General features: G+C 47.4%; 22 protein-coding genes. 20 read left to right on the top strand and 2 right to left on the bottom strand.

Annotated features, from left to right (window positions below):
• Positions 1–241: 241 nt before the first annotated feature.
• The 5 genes from VSQ32_16440 to VSQ32_16420 all read left to right on the top strand — a co-directional run bounded on the left by VSQ32_16440 (position 242) and on the right by VSQ32_16420 (position 5833).
• On the top strand, positions 242–2293 hold the full coding sequence (locus VSQ32_16440) for a DHH family phosphoesterase (GenBank protein MEH2944399.1): 2052 nt from the start codon (positions 242–244) through the stop codon (positions 2291–2293).
• Complete coding sequence (rplI, locus tag VSQ32_16435) at positions 2290–2739, top strand: 50S ribosomal protein L9 (GenBank protein MEH2944398.1); 450 nt, start codon at positions 2290–2292, stop codon at positions 2737–2739. The genes VSQ32_16440 and rplI overlap by 4 nt, the downstream gene beginning before the upstream one ends.
• A gap of 59 nt (positions 2740–2798) precedes the next feature.
• The gene (dnaB, locus tag VSQ32_16430) at positions 2799–4130 is read left to right on the top strand and encodes a replicative DNA helicase (protein ID MEH2944397.1); all 1332 of its coding nucleotides are present in this window, start codon (positions 2799–2801) and stop codon (positions 4128–4130) included.
• Positions 4131–4340: 210 nt separating this feature from the next.
• The gene (locus tag VSQ32_16425) at positions 4341–5063 is read left to right on the top strand and encodes a MerR family transcriptional regulator (protein ID MEH2944396.1); all 723 of its coding nucleotides are present in this window, start codon (positions 4341–4343) and stop codon (positions 5061–5063) included.
• 308 nt (positions 5064–5371) lie between these two features.
• Positions 5372–5833, top strand: coding sequence for a GNAT family N-acetyltransferase (locus VSQ32_16420; GenBank protein MEH2944395.1), 462 nt, complete (start codon positions 5372–5374; stop codon positions 5831–5833).
• 312 nt (positions 5834–6145) lie between these two features.
• Here the strand turns inward: VSQ32_16420 and VSQ32_16415 are convergent, their stop codons facing one another.
• Complete coding sequence (locus VSQ32_16415) at positions 6146–6316, bottom strand: 4Fe-4S binding protein (GenBank protein MEH2944394.1); 171 nt, start codon at positions 6314–6316, stop codon at positions 6146–6148.
• A 175-nt stretch (positions 6317–6491) separates the two neighbouring features.
• On the opposite strand from VSQ32_16415, the gene VSQ32_16410 reads away from it, so the two are divergent.
• From VSQ32_16410 to VSQ32_16400, 3 genes are read left to right on the top strand one after another with little or no spacing between them, the layout of a single operon-like run.
• Complete coding sequence (locus VSQ32_16410; GenBank protein ID MEH2944393.1) at positions 6492–9593, top strand: DUF6240 domain-containing protein; 3102 nt, start codon at positions 6492–6494, stop codon at positions 9591–9593.
• 18 nt (positions 9594–9611) lie between these two features.
• Positions 9612–11078 (top strand): flagellin, encoded by a 1467-nt coding sequence (locus tag VSQ32_16405; GenBank protein MEH2944392.1) that lies wholly within the window; start codon positions 9612–9614, stop codon positions 11076–11078.
• A gap of 12 nt (positions 11079–11090) precedes the next feature.
• A complete protein-coding gene (locus tag VSQ32_16400) occupies positions 11091–11567 on the top strand; it encodes a flagellar protein FliS (GenBank protein ID MEH2944391.1) in 477 nt (158 codons plus the stop codon).
• On the opposite strand, the gene VSQ32_16395 is transcribed toward VSQ32_16400, so the two are convergent.
• Complete coding sequence (locus VSQ32_16395; GenBank protein ID MEH2944390.1) at positions 11531–11785, bottom strand: YaaL family protein; 255 nt, start codon at positions 11783–11785, stop codon at positions 11531–11533. The two genes, VSQ32_16400 and VSQ32_16395, sit on opposite strands and share 37 nt — an antisense overlap.
• A 168-nt stretch (positions 11786–11953) precedes the next feature.
• Between VSQ32_16395 and VSQ32_16390 the strand changes: the two genes are divergently transcribed.
• The 12 genes from VSQ32_16390 to VSQ32_16335 all read left to right on the top strand — a co-directional run bounded on the left by VSQ32_16390 (position 11954) and on the right by VSQ32_16335 (position 21804).
• Positions 11954–12226, top strand: a complete 273-nt coding sequence (locus VSQ32_16390) for a pro-sigmaK processing inhibitor BofA family protein (GenBank protein ID MEH2944389.1) — start codon at positions 11954–11956, stop codon at positions 12224–12226.
• 148 nt (positions 12227–12374) lie between these two features.
• Positions 12375–12860 carry an A24 family peptidase gene (locus VSQ32_16385; GenBank protein MEH2944388.1) on the top strand — a complete coding sequence of 162 codons (486 nt, stop codon included), beginning with the start codon at positions 12375–12377 and terminating at the stop codon, positions 12858–12860.
• A complete protein-coding gene (locus VSQ32_16380) occupies positions 12857–13915 on the top strand; it encodes a hypothetical protein (GenBank protein MEH2944387.1) in 1059 nt (352 codons plus the stop codon). Before VSQ32_16385 ends, VSQ32_16380 begins: the two co-directional genes overlap by 4 nt.
• Positions 13916–13955: 40 nt before the next feature.
• Entirely contained in the window at positions 13956–15131 is a 1176-nt protein-coding gene (locus VSQ32_16375) for a CpaF family protein (GenBank protein MEH2944386.1), read from the top strand.
• Positions 15118–15858, top strand: coding sequence for a type II secretion system F family protein (locus tag VSQ32_16370; protein MEH2944385.1), 741 nt, complete (start codon positions 15118–15120; stop codon positions 15856–15858). Before VSQ32_16375 ends, VSQ32_16370 begins: the two co-directional genes overlap by 14 nt.
• 11 nt (positions 15859–15869) lie before the next feature.
• The gene (locus tag VSQ32_16365) at positions 15870–17144 is read left to right on the top strand and encodes a type II secretion system F family protein (protein MEH2944384.1); all 1275 of its coding nucleotides are present in this window, start codon (positions 15870–15872) and stop codon (positions 17142–17144) included.
• 86 nt (positions 17145–17230) lie between these two features.
• A complete protein-coding gene (locus VSQ32_16360) occupies positions 17231–17434 on the top strand; it encodes a Flp1 family type IVb pilin (protein ID MEH2944383.1) in 204 nt (67 codons plus the stop codon).
• Complete coding sequence (locus VSQ32_16355; protein ID MEH2944382.1) at positions 17431–18948, top strand: DUF5702 domain-containing protein; 1518 nt, start codon at positions 17431–17433, stop codon at positions 18946–18948. Before VSQ32_16360 ends, VSQ32_16355 begins: the two co-directional genes overlap by 4 nt.
• Before the next feature lie 34 nt (positions 18949–18982).
• On the top strand, positions 18983–19849 hold the full coding sequence (locus VSQ32_16350; protein MEH2944381.1) for a TadE family protein: 867 nt from the start codon (positions 18983–18985) through the stop codon (positions 19847–19849).
• Position 19850: 1 nt separating this feature from the next.
• Positions 19851–20273 carry a hypothetical protein gene (locus tag VSQ32_16345; GenBank protein ID MEH2944380.1) on the top strand — a complete coding sequence of 141 codons (423 nt, stop codon included), beginning with the start codon at positions 19851–19853 and terminating at the stop codon, positions 20271–20273.
• Entirely contained in the window at positions 20270–20470 is a 201-nt protein-coding gene (locus tag VSQ32_16340; protein ID MEH2944379.1) for a hypothetical protein, read from the top strand. Before VSQ32_16345 ends, VSQ32_16340 begins: the two co-directional genes overlap by 4 nt.
• Positions 20467–21804: a DUF6382 domain-containing protein gene (locus tag VSQ32_16335; GenBank protein ID MEH2944378.1), complete on the top strand. Its 1338-nt coding sequence runs from the start codon at positions 20467–20469 to the stop codon at positions 21802–21804. Before VSQ32_16340 ends, VSQ32_16335 begins: the two co-directional genes overlap by 4 nt.
• The last annotated feature ends 54 nt before the right edge of the window (positions 21805–21858 follow it).

Raw genomic sequence — 21858 nt, 5'->3', positions numbered from 1 at the left:
ATAAAATTTTTGCAGGGAATGGGTGATGAATCACTCGTTCCCGATTTTTTTTATCCTGCAGAAAATACTGTGTCACGTTAATACATGAAAGTATTTCCTGTAAGATAAAATAATTATGCGCGGAGTCTTCTGATTCCAGATTCTTTACCAAAAATGAAAAGTGTTGTAACAGCTCCTGCAAATGTGATATAATACGCCTTAAGGAGAAATTCCATTTTAAATCATAAAGGCAGGAAATCAGATGAAGAAAAAAAATCACCCCGGAGGCCAGTTAAATTACATGTACTGGCCGCTGGTATTAACCATATTAATTGTATTAATGAACATACCGCTGTATTTTATTGACGGAAAAGCAGGATTCTGCGTATCCGTATTTGCAGTACTCTATTTTCTGGTTGTGCTGGGCATATACATGGTGAACAAGTCCATGATACGCAACGAGGTTATCAGTTTTGCCACCCAGTACGGAACGGTACAGAAAAAACTGCTGGATGAATTCGAGATTCCCTATGCGCTTCTGGATTATAACAGTAAAATTCTGTGGATGAATGAGACCTTTTCCCGGATTACCGAAAAGGACAAGAATTACCACAAATCCATAACCACCATTTTCCCGTCCATAACCAGAGAACTGCTGGACCGGGAAGAACATAACGACAGTATACAGGTAAAGTGGAAAGAGCGGATTTACCGGGTGAGCGTGGGGAAAATGTTCTTCGATGCTCCGGAAGACGGGAATAATCTGATTGAGATGGAGGAAACCAGCCAGTTTTTAATCCCTCTCTATCTCTTTGATGAGACGGAGCTCCATCAGCATATTCAGGAAAACCGGGAACAGCAGTTAGTATCCGCATTGGTTTATATTGATAATTATGAAGAAGCCCTGGAGAGTATTGAGGAAGTCAAGCGTTCCCTTCTGGTGGCTCTGGTAGACCGCAAAGTCAGCAAATATTTCTCCGAGCGGGACAGCATTATCAAGAAATTTGAAAAAGACAAATATTTCGTGGCATTCAAACAGAAATATCTGGAAGAACTTACCGAGGATAAATTCAGCATTCTGGAAGATGTGAAAACCATTAAAGTGGGAAATGAAATGGCGGTGACTCTGAGCGTCGGCGTGGGCGTCAGCGGCAACAGCTACAATCAGAAGTATGAATATTCCCGCATGGCCATAGATTTGGCCCTGGGCCGGGGCGGCGACCAGGTAGTGGTAAAAGAGGGAGAAAAGATTTCCTATTTTGGCGGTAAATCCAGACAGGTGGAGAAAATGACCCGCGTAAAAGCCAGAGTGAAAGCCCATGCTCTGCGTGAGATTTTTGAGAGCAGAGAAGAGGTCTTTATTATGGGGCACAGTATCAGCGATATGGACGCTTTTGGCGCAGCTATCGGTATTTACTGCGCGGCGCAGGTTCTGGGGAAAAAGGCTCATATTGTGCTGGATGACGTGACCTCATCCCTGCGGCCCATGAAGGAGTGTTTCGGGGAGGACAGGGGGTATCCCGCCGATATGTTTGTGCGAAGCGAACGGGCGCTGGAACTGGTAAATTACCGGAGCGTGGTGGTTGTCGTGGATACGAACCGCCCCAATTACACCGAATGTCCGGAACTTCTGACACGGACCAAAACAATTGTAGTGTTCGACCACCACAGGCAGAGCCGGGAAGTAATTGACAATGCGGTGCTCTCCTATATTGAGACCTATGCATCATCCACCTGTGAAATGGTGGCGGAAGTACTGCAGTATTTCAACGAAAATATTCATCTGAAGCCTAACGAGGCAGACAGCATATATGCAGGTATTCTGATAGATACCAATAATTTCATGACCAAAACAGGGGTACGGACTTTTGAAGCGGCAGCTTATCTGCGCCGGTGCGGTGCGGAGGTAACCAGAGTCCGCAAACTGCTGCGGGATGATATGGCGGCTTATAAAGCCAGAGCGGAAACGGTCCGTCATGCGGAGGTATACCGGAAGGCATTTGCCATTTCCATCTGTCCGGCCAACCCTGATGTGGAAAGCCCCACCATTGCAGGAGCCCAGGCGGCCAACGAACTGCTGAATATTGTGGGAATCAAAGCGTCTTTTGTACTGACGGACTATAATGGGAAAATTTATATCAGTTCCCGCTCCATTGACGAAATCAACGTACAGCTGATTATGGAACGACTGGGCGGCGGCGGCCACCTGAACGTGGCGGGAGCTCAGATGACGGACTGCACAGTGGCGGAAGCCAAACGGAGAATACAGGAAACACTGGATAAAATGCTGGAAGAAGGAGACATAGAAGTATGAAAATAATATTACTGGAAGATGTAAAATCACTGGGTAAAAAGGGTGATATCGTCAATGTCAGCGACGGTTATGCCAGAAACATGATTCTTCCCAAAAAACTGGGCGTAGAAGCCACCGGGAAAAATCTGAACGATTTGAAGCTGAAGAATCAACATGCGGAAAAAGTGGCGCAGGAAAATCTGGAGGCAGCAAAAGAGCTGGCAGCGGCAATTTCCGATAAAGAAGTGACAGTAAGCCTCAAAACAGGAGAGGGCGGTAAGACCTTCGGTTCTGTTTCCACCAAAGAAATTGCGGCAGCGGCAAAAGAACAGCTTCAGATGGAACTGGATAAGAAGAAAATGCAGCTTCCGGAAGGGGGCCTGAAATCTCTGGGCGTCCATGAAGTGACCATCAAATTTCACCCGAAGGTAACGGGAACCCTGAAAGTAAAAGTAACGGAAGAGTAAGTTCCGTACCGAAATAATCTCCCGGATTTGCGGGATATGGAACAGAAACAGGAGGCTTTATGGAAGAAGCGCTTATCAGGCGGATTATGCCCAACAACCTGGAAGCGGAGCAGTCGGTAATTGGTTCCATGATTATGGACCGGGACGCTATTGTTATGGCTTCCGAACTGCTGATACGGGAAGATTTTTATCATCAGCAGTATGGAGTTCTGTTTGAATCCATGGTTGAGCTCTACAATGAGGAACAGCCCGTAGATGTAATTACCCTGCAGAACCGCCTCCGGGAAAAGGACGTGCCTGCGGAGCTGAGCAGTCTGGAGTTTGTGGGAGAACTGGTAACCTCTGTTCCCACCTCCGCCAATATAAAATATTATGCCGGTATTGTAAAAGAAAAATCCATGCTGCGCGGGCTGATTAAAGTAAATGAGGAAATTGCCAGCCAGTGTTATCTGGGCAGAGAAAGCCTGGAAAACATTATGGCCGATACGGAGAAAAAGATATTTGATTTACTCCAGAACAAAAGCGGAAGTGATTATGTTCCTATCAAACAGGTGGTCATTAATGCACTGGAAAAAATCGAACAGGCTTCCCGGACCAAGGGGAATGTAACGGGAATTGCCACAGGATTTGTGGATCTGGATTACCGCATGTCGGGGCTGCAGCCTTCGGATTTGGTGCTGATTGCGGCAAGGCCTTCCATGGGGAAAACAGCTTTTGTGCTGAATATTGCCCAGTATGTGGCTTTTCACAGCAATCTGTGCACAGCCATATTCAGTCTGGAAATGTCAAAAGAGCAGCTGGTAAACCGGCTTTTTTCCCTGGAGTCCCGTGTGGACGCCCAGCTTCTCCGCTCCGGAAATCTGGCGGACGCCGACTGGGAAAAACTAATCGAAGGAGCCGGAGTAATCGGGCGTTCTCAGCTTATTATCGACGATACCCCCGGTATTTCCATTTCAGAACTTCGCTCCAAATGCAGGAAATATAAACTGGAACATGATTTAAAACTGATTATCATTGATTATCTTCAGCTTATGTCGGGTTCCGGCAGAACCGATTCCCGGCAGCAGGAAATTTCTGATATTTCCCGTGCACTGAAGGGGCTGGCCCGTGAACTGAACGTTCCGGTAATTGCATTGTCCCAGTTGAGCCGCCAGGTGGAACAGCGGCCGGACCACAGGCCCATGCTTTCCGATTTGAGAGAATCCGGAGCCATTGAGCAGGATGCGGATGTGGTTATGTTTATTTACCGTGACGATTACTATAATAAGGACACGCCTGATAAAAATATTGCGGAAATTATCATTGCAAAACAGAGGAACGGCCCTATTGGGACTGTGAACCTGGTGTGGCTGCCTCAGTATACAAAATTTGTAAATATGGAAAAAAGATAATAACTGAAACTGTCATATTTTGCAGTCATAAGCAGATATTTTTCTGAAAAGAAGGATATCTGTTTTTTACTGCCGTTATTTCACGATGAAAAAAGATTGTAACAGAAGAAAAAAATCGGTAAAATAGAATCAGGAAAAAGGGACAGGCTGGCAGTTTCAGACGCCCCAGGCACCTGAAAAACAGTGTATCCCCAAAAAGGAGGTTAAAATGTGGAAAACGTACGCTATATGATTTCAGACGCGGCAAACATTGTAAATGTTGAGTCTCATGTACTGCGTTACTGGGAAGAAGAACTGGAGCTTCAGATTCCCCGTAATGAAATGGGACACCGCTATTACACAGAAGAAAATATAGCGCAGTTCCAAAAGATAAAGGAATGGAAAGAACAGGGATACCAGTTGAAAGCCATTCGCATGATGATACATAGCGGCAATCCGGAGCAGGACGGGGAAACTTATGCAGGAACTTCTCTCAGACCAGGTCCGGAACATTACAGTGAGAACCTTTCCGGTCAGAGACCGGAAAATTACGGTGCGAATAACGTCATCCGGATGAACCGGGAATACATGGAAGCACCGCCCGGAACCGTGATGGACAGGCATGAAAATCCTGTCTCCAACACGGTGAAATTGGAACAGTTCCAGTCCATGATGCTTACCATTGTGAAACAGGCAGTGGAGGAGAATAATCAGGCTCTGGGCAAGGAAGTGGGCGTGCAGGTAGGCGACCGTGTACTGAAGGAAATGAATTATCTGATGCGGGAGCAGGACGAGGCCGAGGAAGAACGGTTCCGCAAGCTGGATGCAGCCATCCGCACTCACCAGAAGGGCAGAAGATTCCACCGGGAGAAAAAGGAAAAAAAGGAGAAGGAGACAGCTTCCCGGAAATTACTGGAGAAAGACAAAAGTCTGAATCCCAATCCGACGGTATAGCGGTGAGAAAATAATTATGCGCAGCTCGCGGAAATGAAGTTTATTGCTGCGCAATCCGCTCGCGCGCGGAGAATGCGCTGTGCACATTCTTTTTTATCTTATAGGAAAGACCTTGTCACGCTAAAGTGTGAAAGTATCTTTCCTATAAGACAAAAACAAAGATGCACACGCAAATACAAAGGAAATATGTCGCCAGGGCGACGCATTTGCGGCGCAGAATTTCATAAAACGAAATTCTTTTTTTAAATGGATTTCTTTGTCTGCATGATGAAAAGGGATAAAAACAGAGAACAGTTTAAGGAGGACAAATGGAGATAAAGCAGATAACTGATAATCCGGAAAAACAAAATATAACCCGGTATGTGCTGGAAAATCTTCCGGAGTGGTTTGGTATTCCGGAATCAGTGGAAGAATACGTCAGAGACAGTGCGGGAAAAAATTTTTTCTGCGCGTATGAAGAAAACGAACCGGCCGGATTTTTATATTTAAAAGAAACCGGTAAAGACACCGTTGAACTTGCGGTAATGGGAATATTAAAGAAATATCACAGAAATGGAATTGGCAGAGAATTGTTTTATTCTGCTAAGAAATTTGCATCTGAAAAAGGATATTCGTTTATTCAGGTGAAAACGGTACAAATGGGAAAATACAGAGAGTATGATAAAACGAATATGTTTTATATTGCTCTTGGTTTCAGAGAATTTGAACTTTTTCCAACCCTGTGGGATGAGCAAAATCCCTGTCAGATATATGTCATGGCATTAACGTGACAATGTGTTTCATAATGGGTCTGCGCATACCATTTTTTATTCTACAGGAAAGATACTTTCACACTTTAGCGTGACAAGGTCTTTCCCGTAGAATAAAAAATACTCAGGTCTCTCCGCCGGAGAGCTCCTGAGTATTTTAAGTTTATCTTATAGAAAATACCGTGTTACTGTGAAATGTTAAAGTATATGGATTTCCTATAAGACAAAATAATTATGCGCAACTCGCGGAGATGAGGTTTATTGCCAGGTAATCCGCTCGCGCGCGGAGAATGCGCTGTGCGCATTCTTTTTTATGCAGTTCCTATGTAGAAATCAGCCCTGCTCAATAGCGCCTGTGGGGCAGCAGCCTGCGCATGTTCCGCAATCAATACAGGTATCTGCATCAATTTCATATTTTCCATCGCCAGCGGAGATAGCGCCAACCGGACATTCACCTTCACATGTTCCACAGCTTACACAAGAATCTGTAATTACGTATGCCATAATAATTTTCCTCCTTATAAATGAATATTCATCTCAGCTCCCATAGCGGTAGCTTTGAACTATATTTTAATACAAAAGCCCGCTGATTACAAGTGAAAATTGCTAAAGTTTCATTGTTTTCTAACCGAAATACTTAATATCATAAGTCAGAAGATTAAAATAATGAGGCGTGAACATGAATATAAACGTAGAAAACAGCAATCTTCCGGAAATTGCCAGACCAGGCAGCAGGCCGGAAATGAAGGGGAGTGCAGCAGTTTCCATCCAGGAAACCGCCGGACAGCGGGCGGTGGATGAGGCGGGCAGAATTACGTCCGTTCAGCAGACTGCGAAGGTGACTTATCATCCGGGAGAATCTCAGACGGAGAAGATACAGCAGGATGCACAGCAGCTCATGGAGGAAGAAATTTTCCGGAAACAAATGGATATCATATCCGGTACCATGTCCGGAAAAGACTGCGAAGAGCTGGAAAAAGACGGGTTTTCCGTGAATGGTACCGAAGTGGAGACCATTGTAACGGAAATTGACAAGATTAAAATGGAGCTGGCAAAAGCCGGCGTTGATATTACCACATTCGGAGACGGACTGAGCGGAGAACAGTTAGAGAAACTGGCGGGAAATCCGGAGCTGGCAGGCCAGCTGGAAGCTGTGCTGAAACAGGCGGACCTTCCGGTGACACAGGAAACGGTTTCCGGCTGTAAGGAAGCTATAGAACAGGCTTCCGGGCTGACAGGCTGCAGTGATGAAGTGGTGAAATATATGCTGGAGCATGAACTGGAGCCTACGGTGGATAATTTATACAGGGCCCAGCACAGCACCGCAGCCGCAGGCAGGAATCCTGCGCCCATAGCTCTGGACGACCATCTGCGGGCACAGGTGGAAGGAATCATTACACAGGCAGGGCTGCCTGTCAATGAAGAGACGCTGGCCCGCAGCCAGTGGATGCTGGAGAATCAGCTTCCCCTGACAGGCGAAAATCTCAGATATGCCATGGATTTAAACCATATGGAGTTTCCGCCGGATATGGAACAGCTTGCGGGAGCCATGGCAGAGGCTGTCGCAGAGGGAAACCGTCCCGTGGATGCGGTGATTCTGGCAGGATACAGTAACAGAGACCGGGCGGAACAGGCAGTACAGACGGTGAACCAGGCCACAGATGCGGAAATCTGGAACGTGGTGGACAAAGGGCTGCCTCTTACGATAGAAAACCTGCAGGCAGAGCAGAATGGAGCGCAGCAGGAAAATTCCCATTCTGGTCAGAATACAGCCCGGCAGAACCTTCCGGATTATGCACAGGAAGAACTCAGTTTTCTGACAGCAAAACGCCAGCTGGAAGAAACCAGACTGATGATGACAGCCCAGGCAAATTATGCATTGCTGAAACAGGGAATTTCCATAGAAACTCAGCCGCTGGAAGAACTGGTGGCTCACCTGAAGTCACTGGAGGATGAATATTACAGAAATCTGCTGGCCCAGAACGGAATTTCGGCCACAGAAGAAAATACAGCAGTTTTTGCAGAAACCATAACAAAAAGTCAGGAGCTGGCAGGTACGCCTGCTTACATACTGGGTACCATACGGACAGGGGAAGATACCGTAACCACCATGCACCAGGCAGGAACTGCAAGACAGGCAGAACTGGAGCGGGCAGGAGAGGCGTATGAAACCCTTCGGACAGCTCCCAGAGCAGATATGGGGGATTCCATCCGGAAGGCATTCCGGAATGTGGATGATATTTTACAGGATCTTGATCTGGAAACCACAGAACAGAACCGGAGGGCAGTGCGTATTCTGGCCTATAACCAGATGGAAATCAATGAGGAATCCATTGCCGGCATTAAGGCGGCGGATCAGAAAGTCCAGAATCTGTTTCAGAACCTTTCTCCGTCGGTAGTTATGGAAATGATCCGTGAAGGGGTAAATCCTCTGGAAATGAACGTGGAACAGTTAAACAGCAAGGCTCAGGAAATCAAAAACCGGATGGAAGATGCCGGAGAAGAAAAATTCAGCAAATATCTCTGGAAATTAGAACAGCGGCAGGAAATCAGTCCCCAGGAACGGGACAGCTACATCGGTATTTACCGGCTGCTGAATCAGATTGATAAAACAGACGGAGCAGTCATCGGCGCACTGGTTCACCAGGGAGCAGAACTTAGTATAAAAAATCTGCTGTCGGCTGTGCGTACACACCGGAATTCCGGTATCAATGTATCCGTGGATGACAGTTTCGGAGAGGCAGATGTGGCTGAGAGCCAGGAATTAAGCATTTCTCAGCAGATTGAGGCTGCTTATCAGACCGATTGTGCCAGGGAGGCTTTTGGAAAGATAACCCCGGAAGGCATGCAGCAGGCCATGGCAGACGGATCCATGGAGCAGATGACTCCGGAAGAACTGTTATGGCAGCTTAGAGAAGCCCCTGTGGATCAGGAGGCGGAAGAAGCCTGGTATCAGGAACAGATGCGGGAATTTTCCAGTGCCAGACAGGCAGAAGACCAGGTATTACAGCTGCTGAAAGGCCATGATATGCCCATGACAGCCTATAATATCATGGCGGCCGGCCAGATGATACACAATCGAAACGGAATATTCAAAACCCTTTTCGATTATAAAAATCTGGATAAAGAAGTGGATTTTGAGGAAATAAAAGAAGGAATTCTGGAAGACTTTGCCGAGGCGGTGAAAACGCCGGAAGAGATGGCAAAAGCGCAGGAGAAACTGGCGGATCTGGCAGAAAATGTGATGAAAACCATGATAGAGTCAGAGCCCGTGGGCAGTATGGATATCCGGGATATGAAGATTCTGCGGCAGCAGATTGAACTGGGTACCAGAATGTCCAAAGAGGAAAATTATGCAATTCCGGTGCTGGTGGCAGACGAACTCACCAATGTACAGCTTAAGATTGTCCGGGGCAAAGAAGAGCGAGGCATGGTGGATATTATGTTTGAATCCCCCACACTGGGAAATGTGGCTGCAAAATTTAAGGTGCAGCAGGATTCCGTCAAAGGATATGTGGTGTCAGATTCCCCCCGGACCATAGAGGAACTGAAGAACCGGCAGGCAGAACTGAGGGAGCAGATAAATCCCGGCGGAGAAGCCGCATGGAATCTGGATCTGATATACAGCGAACAGGTAGAACTTTCCCGTTTTTCCACGGAGGAACAGGGAGTGACAAAGGCAGAACAGTCAGAAGAAGCATGGCAGGTACAGACAGGGACGTTATACGGCATTGCAAAGACTTTTCTGGAAGAAGTAAAACAAATGGGACAGAAAATGTAAACAGGAGAGGTGTGTAAAATGAAAATCAACCATAACATGTCAGCAACCATTGCCAACAAAAGATTATTAGCGTCCGACAGGAGCCTGTCAGCTTCCGTGGAGCGGCTGTCCACGGGACTTAAGATTAACCGTGCTTCCGATGATGCGGCGGGAATGGCGATTTCCAGTAAGATGAAAACACAGATCAGAGGCCTGAACCAGGCGTCTCAGAATGCTTCTGACGGAATATCCGTACTGGATACGGCAGACGGCGCCCTGACAGAAGTACATTCCATGCTTCAGAGAATGCGGGAACTGTCGGTGCAGGCGGCAAATAATGCAACTTATACGCCGGAAGACCTGGAAGCGATTCAGGCGGAAATTTCTTCTCTGCGGGATGAAATTGACCGTATTTCCAAAGATACGGAATTTAACAAGAAAAAGCTGCTGGACGGTTCCCTGGATCAGAGAATCTATCCTGATAACCGGGGAATTACACGAATGGATATTTCCGATGCGGTCAGCCCCAACAATTACGTGATTGATATCGGGGCGGACGCCACCCATGCTCAGGTGGCGGGAACCAGGAGAATCCCGGCAGGCGCTGTGATTACTGCAGCAGAAGAGGGAACCGTAACCATCAACGGAGTGGACGTGAAGGTTACCGAAGGTCAGACCTTTGATGAAGTATATGAGAAAATGCGGGAAGCTGCGGAGCTGGGAGAGGTGAACCTGCTGGTTGTAGGCAATATGGCAGACCAGACCGGAACGCCGGAAAATGAAGGATATGTACCCACGCCGGTAGCCGGCGGCGGTAATCTGGTATTTCTGTCCGATGAATACGGAAGCTCCACAGAGATGAAGATTACTTGTGATAATGCGGATCTGGCAGCATTTCTTGGAATCGCCGCCGGCGATAACATGTCTGTGGGAACAGATGTGGAGGTTACGATTCCCGATGATACGGCAACTTTTTCCAGTGGATTTGACAGCCAGCGGACCATACTCACCGACGGAAATTATGTGACCATTACCAGCAGAAACGGATTTGAAATGAAATTTGAGGTGACACCCGACACGAATGGAAGGGTAAATCTGGAAGTTACCGATATCGGAACCATGACGCTTCAGATCGGCGCAAATGAGAACCAGACCGTGGATGTGCGTATTCCGGAAGTATCTGCCAGAACCCTTTACATTGATAAAGTGAACGTATGTACCGTTACGGGAGCCGGACGGGCAATTACCAGCTTTGACGGCGCCATTGCCAAAGTAAGTGAGGTTCGTTCCAGTATCGGAGCTTATCAGAACCGTATGGATTATGCGGTCAGCAGTCTGGACGGAACAGAGCTCAATATGACCCAGGCTTTGTCCCGTATTGAAGATCTGGATATGGCGGAAGAAATGACAGAATACACCAAATATAATGTGCTGACCCAGGCGGCCACTTCCGTACTGGCACAGGCCAACGACCTTCCTCAGCAGGTACTACAGCTTATGCAATAGGGGGACTGACGGATGACGCAGGAAAAAAAGCAGGAATTTACCCGCCGGTTAAGCTGCTGTAACCGGGGGGAAATGATTGTGATTATATATGACATACTTTTTTCCCATCTGGAGGATGCCCTGGCAGCACAGGAAAAAGGAGCGTACGAGGAATTCCGGGAAGCGGCGGGAAAAGCCGGACAGGTGGTAAGAAGGCTGATGGATGATCTGGACTTTACCTATCCCATATCCGGAGAACTGTATCCTCTCTATCAGTTTGTCAGCAGGCAGCTTGCCCTGGCAGTATGTAAAAATACATCTCAGCATATTCAGGATGCGCAGAAGATTCTGAAGAATCTCTACGAGAGCTTCGTGGAGGCGGCAAAGCAGGATTCTTCAGAACCTCTGATGCAGCATACCCAGCAGGTTGTGGCAGGTATGACATATCAAAAAGGCAGTCTGACAGAGACCGTTCAGGGCTCTGAAAGTTCAAGAGGATTCTTCGCGTAGGAATCCTCATTGAACTGCTTGGCTTTTGTCAGCAGGAATTTATAACGCATCTGCATGGCGTTTACCTGATAAATGCAACAGTCAATCAAGTCCGGGTCCATGGCATTTTCAAAATTATTGTAGGCAAGGTCCAGATCGTATCTGGCCTGCTCCAGGTCATCTAAAAGTAAAGAGTAAGCAGTTGTATGCGCAATTCGCTTTTTTGAAATCTGAAACATATGCATCCCTTTCCTTTTCTGTAACGATTCTCCGGACACCCGGAGGGTACCGTTCTCTTACTTAAAGTATAAGCAAAAAGTTCCGGCACTATACAAAAAAGTCATAAATTTTTCCAGAAAGTATATAAATAATATCAGGAGAACTCTGATTCGGAGAAAGGGACAGCTATGGAGAATTATTATGGAATTGCAGCAATCGGACTGATTTGCCTGGTAGTGCTGCTGATGGGAAATATGAAGCAGAAAACGGGAATGATTTCCACCTTTGTGCTCCGTGCATTTGCCGGGGCTCTGGGCATTTGCGTGGTCAATGAGATTTTAAAAAGCCAGGGGATTGCAGTGGCGCCGGGCGTCAATCCGGCTACTGTTTTGACAGTCGGAACCCTTGGTATCAGCGGGTTTGCGCTGATTTACGGACTTTTCTTCTACCGTTTATTGTAACATTCTGACAAAAATAAAAAAGTTTCTCCAATCTACTTTACAGGAACAGTAAGCTGGTTTATAATCCTAAGAAATCGTTCCCCTTACAGGGAGAACAGAGTCAGGAGAGAGGTGGTAGATTGGAGGAATCAGAATTGTCCTGAGCCTGTTGCTGATAACTGCGGCGGCGGTGGCGGACATACGAACAGGCAGAATCAGTAACCGGCTGATTGTAAGCGGCCTGACAGCAGGACTGTTCTTTCGGATTGCGGAATCCGGCTGGACGGGGTGTATCGTTTTTCTTTTAAACGTTTCTGTACCGGTTATCTTATGTTATCTTTTATTTCTTATACATGCCCTTGGGGCAGGTGACATCAAACTGTTTTCCGTAATAGGTGGAATCTGGAATTTAAAAATTCTTACTGTAACCATGACATTGTCTTTTCTGGTTGCCGCAGGAATGTCTCTTTGCAGGCTTCTGTATTATCATGAACTGGTTCACGGACTTTGCAGGTTCGGCACATATGTGCGCCAGTGCCTTGCAACAGGGAAACTGGCAGAGTATCCTCCGGAATATCGGGAAAAGCAGCATATCATTCATTTTTCAGTTGGGATATGGATTGGATTTATCATTGCATTGGAGGTGGCTTATTGAGAAAAATTTCGGTTGCTGTCTGTGACAGGGACAGAGCATATGGAAGCAGGCTGGGGGAATGGATTTCCCTGGAAAAGGGGGACAGGCTTCTGGGATGCAGCTTTTCCACACCGGAAGGATTTCTGGAATTCCGGAAAGGGCAGCGGACAGAGGTTGTGCTTCTGGGATGCGGATTCCAGGAGGATATACGGATTCTGGAGCAGATAGAAGAAAGCAGGACGGACGGGAGGGAGGAAGTAAATTCCCGGACGGATACGGTATGGATGTATCTCCATGATCCGGAGCAGGAGGCAGAGGTGCCGGAGGCTGTGCGGAAGCTGCCTGTCATAGAGAAATATCAGGCAGCCTCGGAAATTGTAAGGGATATTTTCCTGTATTACCAGAAATATGGAGGGGAAACGCAGGAAAGCCGGGCCATTGAGAAGGAGGTACTGGGCGTATATTCTCCCGGACACAGTATTCTGCAGACGCCCTTTGCTCTGACTCTGGCGCAGGCTTTCACCGGAAAGGGGAAGGTGCTTTATGTGAACTTGAAGGAATGCGCCGGTTTTTCCAGGTGGCTTCAGGAAAAGTATCAGAGAGATTTGCTGGACGCCATGTATCTCTGCCTGAACGGGGAGCGGAATATCGCGGACTGTATCAGAAGCGTTGTCTGTTCACTGGAAGGTTTTGACTATATCCCTCCGGCAGAGGACGGAATCTGTCTGGGAGAGACAGACCGAAAGGATTATGGGCAGTTTATCACATTGCTGGCGGAAAAAAGCGGGTATGATGTGGTGATTCTGGATTTTGGCATGATGATTCCCGGATTTTTCGATATTCTGGAGAAGTGCAGCCATGTGTATATTCCGTCGGAACCGGGAGAGCTGCAGGAAGAAGCGGTTTACCAGTTCAGACAGATGATGTCCAGACAGAACCGCCCTCTGCTGGAAGAACATGTTACCTGTCTCAGGCTGCCTCCGGTGGAAACAGGAAGATATCAGGGAGTACAGAGGTTACAGCAGTGGGTTTGGGGAGAACTGGGCGACTGTGCCAGAGAGCTGGCGGGGGGATAATGTGGAACAGATAAGAAAACGCGTACTGGAACAGCTTGACATGACCAGAGACCATGAGGAGGAAGAAGTGCTGGCAGTGATTGACGAGGAAATCTGCCGGGCGGCCAGAGAACGGGTGATACCGCTGAACTGGCGCAAAGAACTGCGGATGCAGGTATTTCACTCTCTCAGGAAACTGGATGTACTGCAGGAGCTGTTGAATGAAGACGATATTACGGAAATTATGGTAAACGGTGCAGACCATATTTTCTATGAAAAAAAGGGAGAGATACTGGCGTGGGATAAATGCTTTTCTTCCAGAGAGAAGCTGGAAGACATTATACAGCAGATGGTGGGCAGCCACAATCGGATGGTGAATGAGGCGGAACCCATAGCAGATACCAGGCTGGCAGACGGTTCCAGAGTAAATGTGGTTCTGCCGCCGGTAGCGCTGGAAGGCCCGGTGGTATCCATACGTAAATTTCCGAAATCCCCCATTCTGATGGAGCAGATGACAGAAAACGGTTCCATCAGCGGGGAATGTGCCGAATTTCTGCAAAAACTGGTGGAAGCCGGTTACAATATTTTCATTTCCGGGGGAACCGGGTCTGGGAAAACAACATTTCTGAATGCCCTTTCTGAATTTATTCCAAAATCAGAGCGTGTGATTACAATTGAAGATTCCGCAGAACTGCAGATTCAGGGAATTGCCAATCTGGTACGTCTGGAGACCAGAACGGCCGGGGCGGATGGAACCCTTGCCATTACCATACGGGATTTAATTCGGACTGCTTTGCGTATGCGGCCGGACCGGATTATCGTGGGGGAAATCCGGGGCGGGGAATGTCTGGACATGCTTCAGGCCATGAATACGGGCCATGACGGTTCTTTAAGTACGGGTCATGCAAACAGTTGTCAGGATATGATCAGCCGCATGGAAACCATGGTACTGATGGGAATGGATTTGCCTCTGACAGCCATCCGTGCCCAGATTGCCGCCGGGGTGGACATACTGGTACATCTGGGCCGGTTAAGAGACAGAACCAGACGTGTCCTGTCTGTGATGGAGGTAGCCGGCGTGGAACAGGGAAATATCATACTGAATCCCCTGTATGAATTTGCGGAAATGGGAGAGCGGAATGGAAAAATAGCCGGAAGCTGGCAGAAAAAAGGGGAGCTGATTCATCAGGGCAAGCTCTACCGTGCGGGAATGGAGGGAACAGGTGCAGGATTATAGATATTATATGCTGAACGGGAAAGAAAGGCTGCTTTGCATGGGAATTACCCTTGGGATGGCAGGAACCGTAGCATGGCTGTTTTATCGGAATATTTATGTAATGGCAGGAGCGGTGCTTTTGTATCGTCCGGTCAGAAATAATGTTCGGAACCGCCGGATGGAAAAGCGAAAAGGGGACATGCTGTTCCAGTTTAAGGAAATACTCCAGATGATTTCAGCCGCATTGAAAGCAGGAGCGTCCATAGAGCATGGGTTTGCCCATGCAGAGGAAGAATTTGTCAAACTGTATGGGACGCAGGCTGTAATGGCACAGGAACTGATCTGGCTCAATCATCAGGTTAAACTGAACGTGCCGCTGGAAGAACTGGTGGAAGATCTGGCAGAGAGAAGCGGTATAGAGGAAATCAGCAGTTTTTCTCAGGTGTTCGTATTTGCCCGGCGAAGCGGCGGAGATTTTATGAGAATCTTCCGGAATACAGCAGATAAAATACGGGAAAAGGCAGAGGTAAAGCGGGAAATTGAAACGGTAATGGCTGCAAAGCGGCTGGAAATGAACATTATGAACCTGGTACCCTTTGGGATTCTTCTGTATGTGGGCATTACCTCACCGGAATTTCTGGAACCCCTTTACGGAAATCCGGTGGGAGCGGGGATTATGACCTTTGCCCTTGGAGTTTATGGATGCACCTGTAAAATTGCAGAAAAAATAGCAGATATTCAGGTATAGGAGAAAGGGCCATGTATGGATATGTGACGGGTGCGGCCTGCTGCTGCGGGGCTGCCTGGTATATAAAAACGAAATTACAGAACAGGAAATGGTATGAAGCCGCGCTGATTCTGGCGGCAGGATTTTTTCTGGCAGCAGTGTTCTGGAAAATAGATGAAAATACCGGGAATCAGAAGAAAATAGCAAGGAATCTGCCGGGACAGGGGATGGAAGAACGGGAATATCTGGTGGATGTGGAAGGTGTACTGGAAAAATATCCTCTGCATGTACAGGCAGAGGAAAAGAAACTGACCGGAAAACAGAAACAGGAATATCTGGAACAGGCAAAACAGGAGCTGGAACAGGTGCTTCCGGGAGAAAACCCCTCTGTGAACCATGTGAGTAAATCCCTGTATCTTCCGGCAACTCTGCAGAATGGAGCTGTGGAAGCAGACTATACGCTTTCTGATTATGAAGTATTTGATCCGGAGGGAAATCTGACAGGTCAGTTAAAAGTTCCGGTTCTGGTGGAAGTTACTGCGGAACTGACCTGTCAGGGAGAAACATGCCTGTATCAGCTTTTTGTACAGGCAGAGCCGCCGAAACAGTCTGCGGGAGAACAATTTGCGGAACATCTGGAAGAAGCACTGGCTTTGGAAAATCAGAAGACAGATACGAAATATCTGGAGCTTCCGGGAGAACTGGAAGGAAAAAAGATTGTCTGGAAACAACAGACAGAAAACAGAAGTATCGGCGCCCTGTTTCTGGGGATGGCCGGAGCGGCGGGAGTTATCCTGGCCGAAAAGGAGAAACAGAAACGGAAGGAGCTGGCACGTCAGCAGCAAATGCTTCAGGACTACCCGGAAATTGTCAGCAAGCTGTCCTTATTATCCGGTGCAGGTATGAATATGCTGTCGGCCTGGGAGCGGATTGCCCTCAGTTATCAGGCCGGTAAGCAGAAGAAAGTACAGGGTGAGCGGGAGGCATATGAAGAAATGCTGACGGTGCTCCATGAAATACAGGGCGGCGTGGGAGAACTGCAGGCCTTTGAAAATTTCGGAGAGCGGTGCGGGCTCAGTGTTTACCGGAAACTATCTTCCCTGATTGTCCAAAATATCCGAAAAGGTGCGAAAGGTATGCAGCGCCTGCTGGAAGAGGAAGAAGGGGAAGCCTTTGAACAGAGAAAGGCCAGAGCCAGAAAAGCGGGAGAGGAAGCGGGCACCAGACTGCTTCTGCCCATGGGAATCATGCTGATGCTTGTACTGGTGATTCTGGTGGTTCCGGCAGGCCTGACCCTTCAAATCTGACAGAAAGACAAGTATAAAAATAAATTATACAAAATGAATGAGAAAGATGAAACATCAAAACAGCAAAACAGAAAAGGAGATAGCGTATGAAAGAATTTACAGCAAAATTTGCAGCAGGTTTCAAAAAGGAATGGAAAAGATTTTTGCAGGAGGAAGACGGAATGGGCGTAGTAGAAGTAATCCTGATTGTGGTGGTACTCATCAGTCTGGTTGCCTTATTTAAAACGCAGATTCAGAAACTGGTGTCGGATATTCTGAAAAAGGTGACGGAGAATGCAAAGAAAATATGAGAGAGAAAGAAAATATGAGAGAGAGAAAAACATGTCAGGGAAGTATCACATTATTTCTGGCTCTGATTCTGACTCTGATTTTTTCTCTGCTCTTTTCTCTGCTGGAAGCTGCCAGAGTGCAGAGCCTTCAAATCATTGCAGGGAGGAACATGCAGCTTCGCCTGGAATCACTGTTTGCCGGTTATAATCTGCCCATGTGGCAGAATTATCATATGCTGTTTCTGGAAGGAAGCTCCCGGAAGGGTGCGCTGGAGCTGTCAGGAACGGAAGGAACTGTGATGAAAGAGGCAGTTCTGGAGCAGGCGGGCGTCGGTTTTTATCAGATGGACTTAATGGATTTTCAGATTAGCGGTTACGCACTGGCCACAGATTATCAGGGGGCATACTTCAGAGAACAGGCGTCCAGGGCTGTCAGAGACAGGGCTGCAGCAGAAATTGGCGAGGCATGGAAGAAAAAACTGGAAGCAGGAGGTGAACTGACGGACAGACGAAAAGAACTGGAGAATACATGGGAGGCAGCCCAGGCGGCAGAGGAGGAAGCCAGGGAAATTCAGGAAGGAAGTACGGAAGAAGGAGAGAAATCCCCGGAAACCACGGAAAATTCTTCTTCAGAGGAACAGCCGCTGCCGGAAAATCCCATGGAACTGGTAAAACTGTGGAAAAATTCTCCCATGCTGGGCCTTGTGGTGGAAAATCCCTCTGCATTATCGGCCAGAGGAGTTTTGCTGGAAGATTGTCTGCAAAACAGGAAAAAAGAACAGGGGAATCTGGAATATCCGGGAACAGAGAAACTGGATAAATTGTGGCTGATACGGTATCTGGATGGTTATTTTTCCTGTCAGAACGGGCCTGGAGAGAAGGGCGCCGCTACTCATGCACTGGAGTATGAACTGGAATACTGTATCGGCGGAAAAGAAAGTGACCGGGAAAATCTGGAGCAGGTGGTAAAGGAACTGCTGTTGCTGCGGGAAGCAGGAAATTTTGCAACTATTCTGAAGGACAGCGGCAAACAGACACTGGCTCTGGAGATAGCGACAGCGGCAGTGGGATTTACCGGCCTTCCGCCTCTGATACAGGCGGTACAGACAGGGATTCTCCTGGCCTGGAGCTATGTGGAAAGTGTGCTGGATGTGCGGTGTCTGCTGGCAGGGGGAAAAGTTCCCCTGATAAAAGAGGTATCGGAATGGAAAAGCGATGTGTCAGCAGGCCAGAAGGTACTGGAAAATCAGGCGTCTTCAGAATCAGAAGAACGGGGGCTGACCTATCGGGAGTATCTGCAGATACTGATGGTTTCGGTCAGAGAATCTCTGCTGACCAGCCGTGCCATGGATATTATGGAATTCAATATCAGGCTTTTGCCGGGATATGAACAGTTTCGTATGGACCATCTGCTGCAGGAGGTAACAGCAGATGGAATCTACAGGGCGCATCCGCTCTTTCCTGGATTTATAACCGGTGCAAAAAAAGAGGATGGGGTCTACCATTTTGAGGCCAGCCGCAGATGTTCCTACTGACAGTCAGGCCTGTCCGGGAAGGAGGGATGAAAAAGTGCCCTGGATAACAGGAAAGGAAAATGAAAAACACTCTCTCAGGCAGCAGAATAAAAAAGAAAATTGTTATGGAATATCTCACGAAGCGTATCCGGAATGTCATTCCCGCTTCCGGCCAGGGGCACTTTTTCATTCCTCTGTTCCGGGCAGCCTGACGGTAGAGGCGGCGCTGGTGCTTCCTGTTTTTCTCTTTGCAATGGTTATGATACTGTTTCTCTTTCGAATCATGCAGATTCAGTATATTGTGGAAAATTCGCTGGACAAAGCGGTGGCAGAGGTGTCTCTTATGGATGAGATTTCAGAAAAAGCAGCGGAGAATATGACAAAGGCTGTATTTTATAAGGAACTGGCAGTACAGAATTGCCCTATTTCTCATATTCAACTGGGAATCGCCGGATTCTCCTGGAAGCAGACCCGCGTGGATAAGAGAGTGATTGATGCTCAGATCAGGTATTCCGTGCCTTTCCCTCTGAGATTTTTCGGAAAAAAAAGTATAGAGTTGCGGGACAGTTGCAGAATGGTCAGGTGGATTGGGAACCAGGAGAGTAATTCCGGGAATCAGGAACAGGAATGGGTGTATGTGACGCCCAGGGAACAGGTATTTCATACCAGCCGGACCTGTACCCATCTGAAGCTGTCCGTGATGGCAGTGTCCTCTGACAGGCTGAACACGGACTGGAACACCTGCAGTGCCTGCGGGCACTGTGCCAGAGGAAAAAAACCGGGAGCTGTGGTTTATGTTACCCGTGAAGGGGAGAGTTATCATCTGAAAGTAAACTGCAGCGGATTAAAGAGAACGGTGTATATGATACCAAAAGAACAGACAGGGGGAAAAAGGCCCTGTACAAGATGTGGAGGAAAATGACATGCAGAAATATGTATTGCTGGGGCTGTTAAGTTTATGTACCTGGGAGGATATCAGACAGAAGAAAGTAACATTGATTTATATTCTGATGTTTGGCGTTATCGGTGTCTGGCTGCACCTGTTTGCTCCGGGATGTTCTGCCGCCAGTATGCTGTGGGGAATGGTTCCGGGTGCGGTGATGATAGCCGCAAGCTGGCTCAGCCATGGCAGTATTGGCATGGGAGATGGCGTTTTGCTGGCAGTAACCGGTATTTATCTGGGTGGCCTGAATAATCTGGAATTGTTTTTTACAGGGCTTTTGCTGGCTGCCTGCTGGTCGCTGGTTCTTCTGGTGACCGGAAAAAAGAAAGGAAAAGAAGAGATTGCTTTTGTTCCGTTTCTGCTGGTTTCCTATGTGGTTATGATAATCAGGTGGCGGTTATGAAAGTCAGAGGCAGCCTGACGGTGGAAGCCACGTTGATTCTTCCGGTTATTCTGTTTTGTATTCTGCTGGTGCTGAATCAGGGACTGGAACTGTACAGCGCAGTAATTGCAACTGCCGGAAAACAGGAGATGTGGGAAGAATCTGACCCGGCGGAACGGTTTCGTATATTAAAATTATCGGAGGAAATGACAGGATGACAAAAGAGAGTCTGGAAGGAAGCATGAGAGCAGACAGGAATGAGATCAGAGAAGGAAAGAAACAAAAGATGGGGGAAGCAGGTCTGGATGTAACTTACAGGAGAAATCTCCACAGAAGCCATATGTGTATCAGGGCACAGGGAACAGCCGGAACATGTGAGCTGAAAATGATGGAGGGAAAACAGATACCTTGTTTGCTGAAGCTGGAAATCACTGTTATGGAAGGCGAAACGTATTATCTGTATGATATCAGCGGAAAACAGCAGATAGACGACTATCTGTCGGGCAAAAAAATGGGGTATGAAATTCTCTGGCGGCTTCTGTTTTCCATAAAAGAACTCTGCAGAGTGCTGCCGGACTATCTGCTGCGGGAAGCCGGAGTCTGTCTGAAAGGAGAATATATTTATGTGAATCTGGAGGATGGCAGCCTGTATTTTACCTATCTTCCTTTCTGGCAGGAAAGCCTCCCGGAAGCATTTGAACGCTATATGGAGGGGATACTCAGAAAAACAGATCATCAGGATCAGGCGGCCACGGAGCTGGTGTATCAGGTGTATCAGAATTGTCTGGCAGAAAATGCCAGTGTACATAAAATACTGGAGACTGCAATGGCGGAACAGAAAAAACAAGAACCCGGTGAGGAGAAAAAGGAAAAATTTCCGGAAGAATATTTTTCAGCGGAAATTCCGGAAGAAACTGCGGCGGAGAAGAAAAAACTGTGGGAGAAGGCAGCGGACAGAATCAAAATCCGTTCGGGCAACTATACATGGTTCTGCCAGTTTTCAGAACAGTTGGAGAAATTGCTGGAAAAAGAAATGTTCAGTCTGAAAAAGAAAAATTTCGGACAGGAGAAAAAGACAGAAAATAAGAAACCATTCCGGAATAAAAGTTCCGGGAGAAAACTGTTTCAGAAGGCGGAATTTCGGAAAAAGAAGGAGGAAAAAGCGGATTTATTTCTCAGTAAAGCGCCTGCGGAAGCAAAACCGGAAGAATGCGTACAGCTTCATCCTACGGAAATTCTGGCAGTCCGCGGACAGGACCCCATGGGAAAGCTGATATATCAGGGCATACATGGGTGCGGGGATATTCTGATTACAGGAGATGAATTTCTGATTGGGAAAAACAGGCAGCAGGCTCAGGGAATTATTGAAGCAGAAGGAATCAGCCGGCTCCATGCCAGAATCAGCCGTCAGGAAATGGAATATTATCTTGAAGATCTGAATTCTACCAATGGGACATACCTGAATGAAATCCCCCTGGAATATCATCAGAAGAAAGCAATGTGCAGAAATGACCGCGTCCGTTTTGGCGTGGAGGAGTACCTGTTTGTCTGAATGAAAGAGGTGCGGCCAAGGCTGTAGTTGACTTTGCCTCCAAAAATTTATATA

The organism is Lachnospiraceae bacterium JLR.KK002 (genome assembly GCA_036941025.1).
Taxonomy (GTDB): Bacteria; Bacillota; Clostridia; order Lachnospirales; family Lachnospiraceae; genus Petralouisia.
This window is presented reverse-complemented; position numbering and strand designations above follow the sequence as displayed.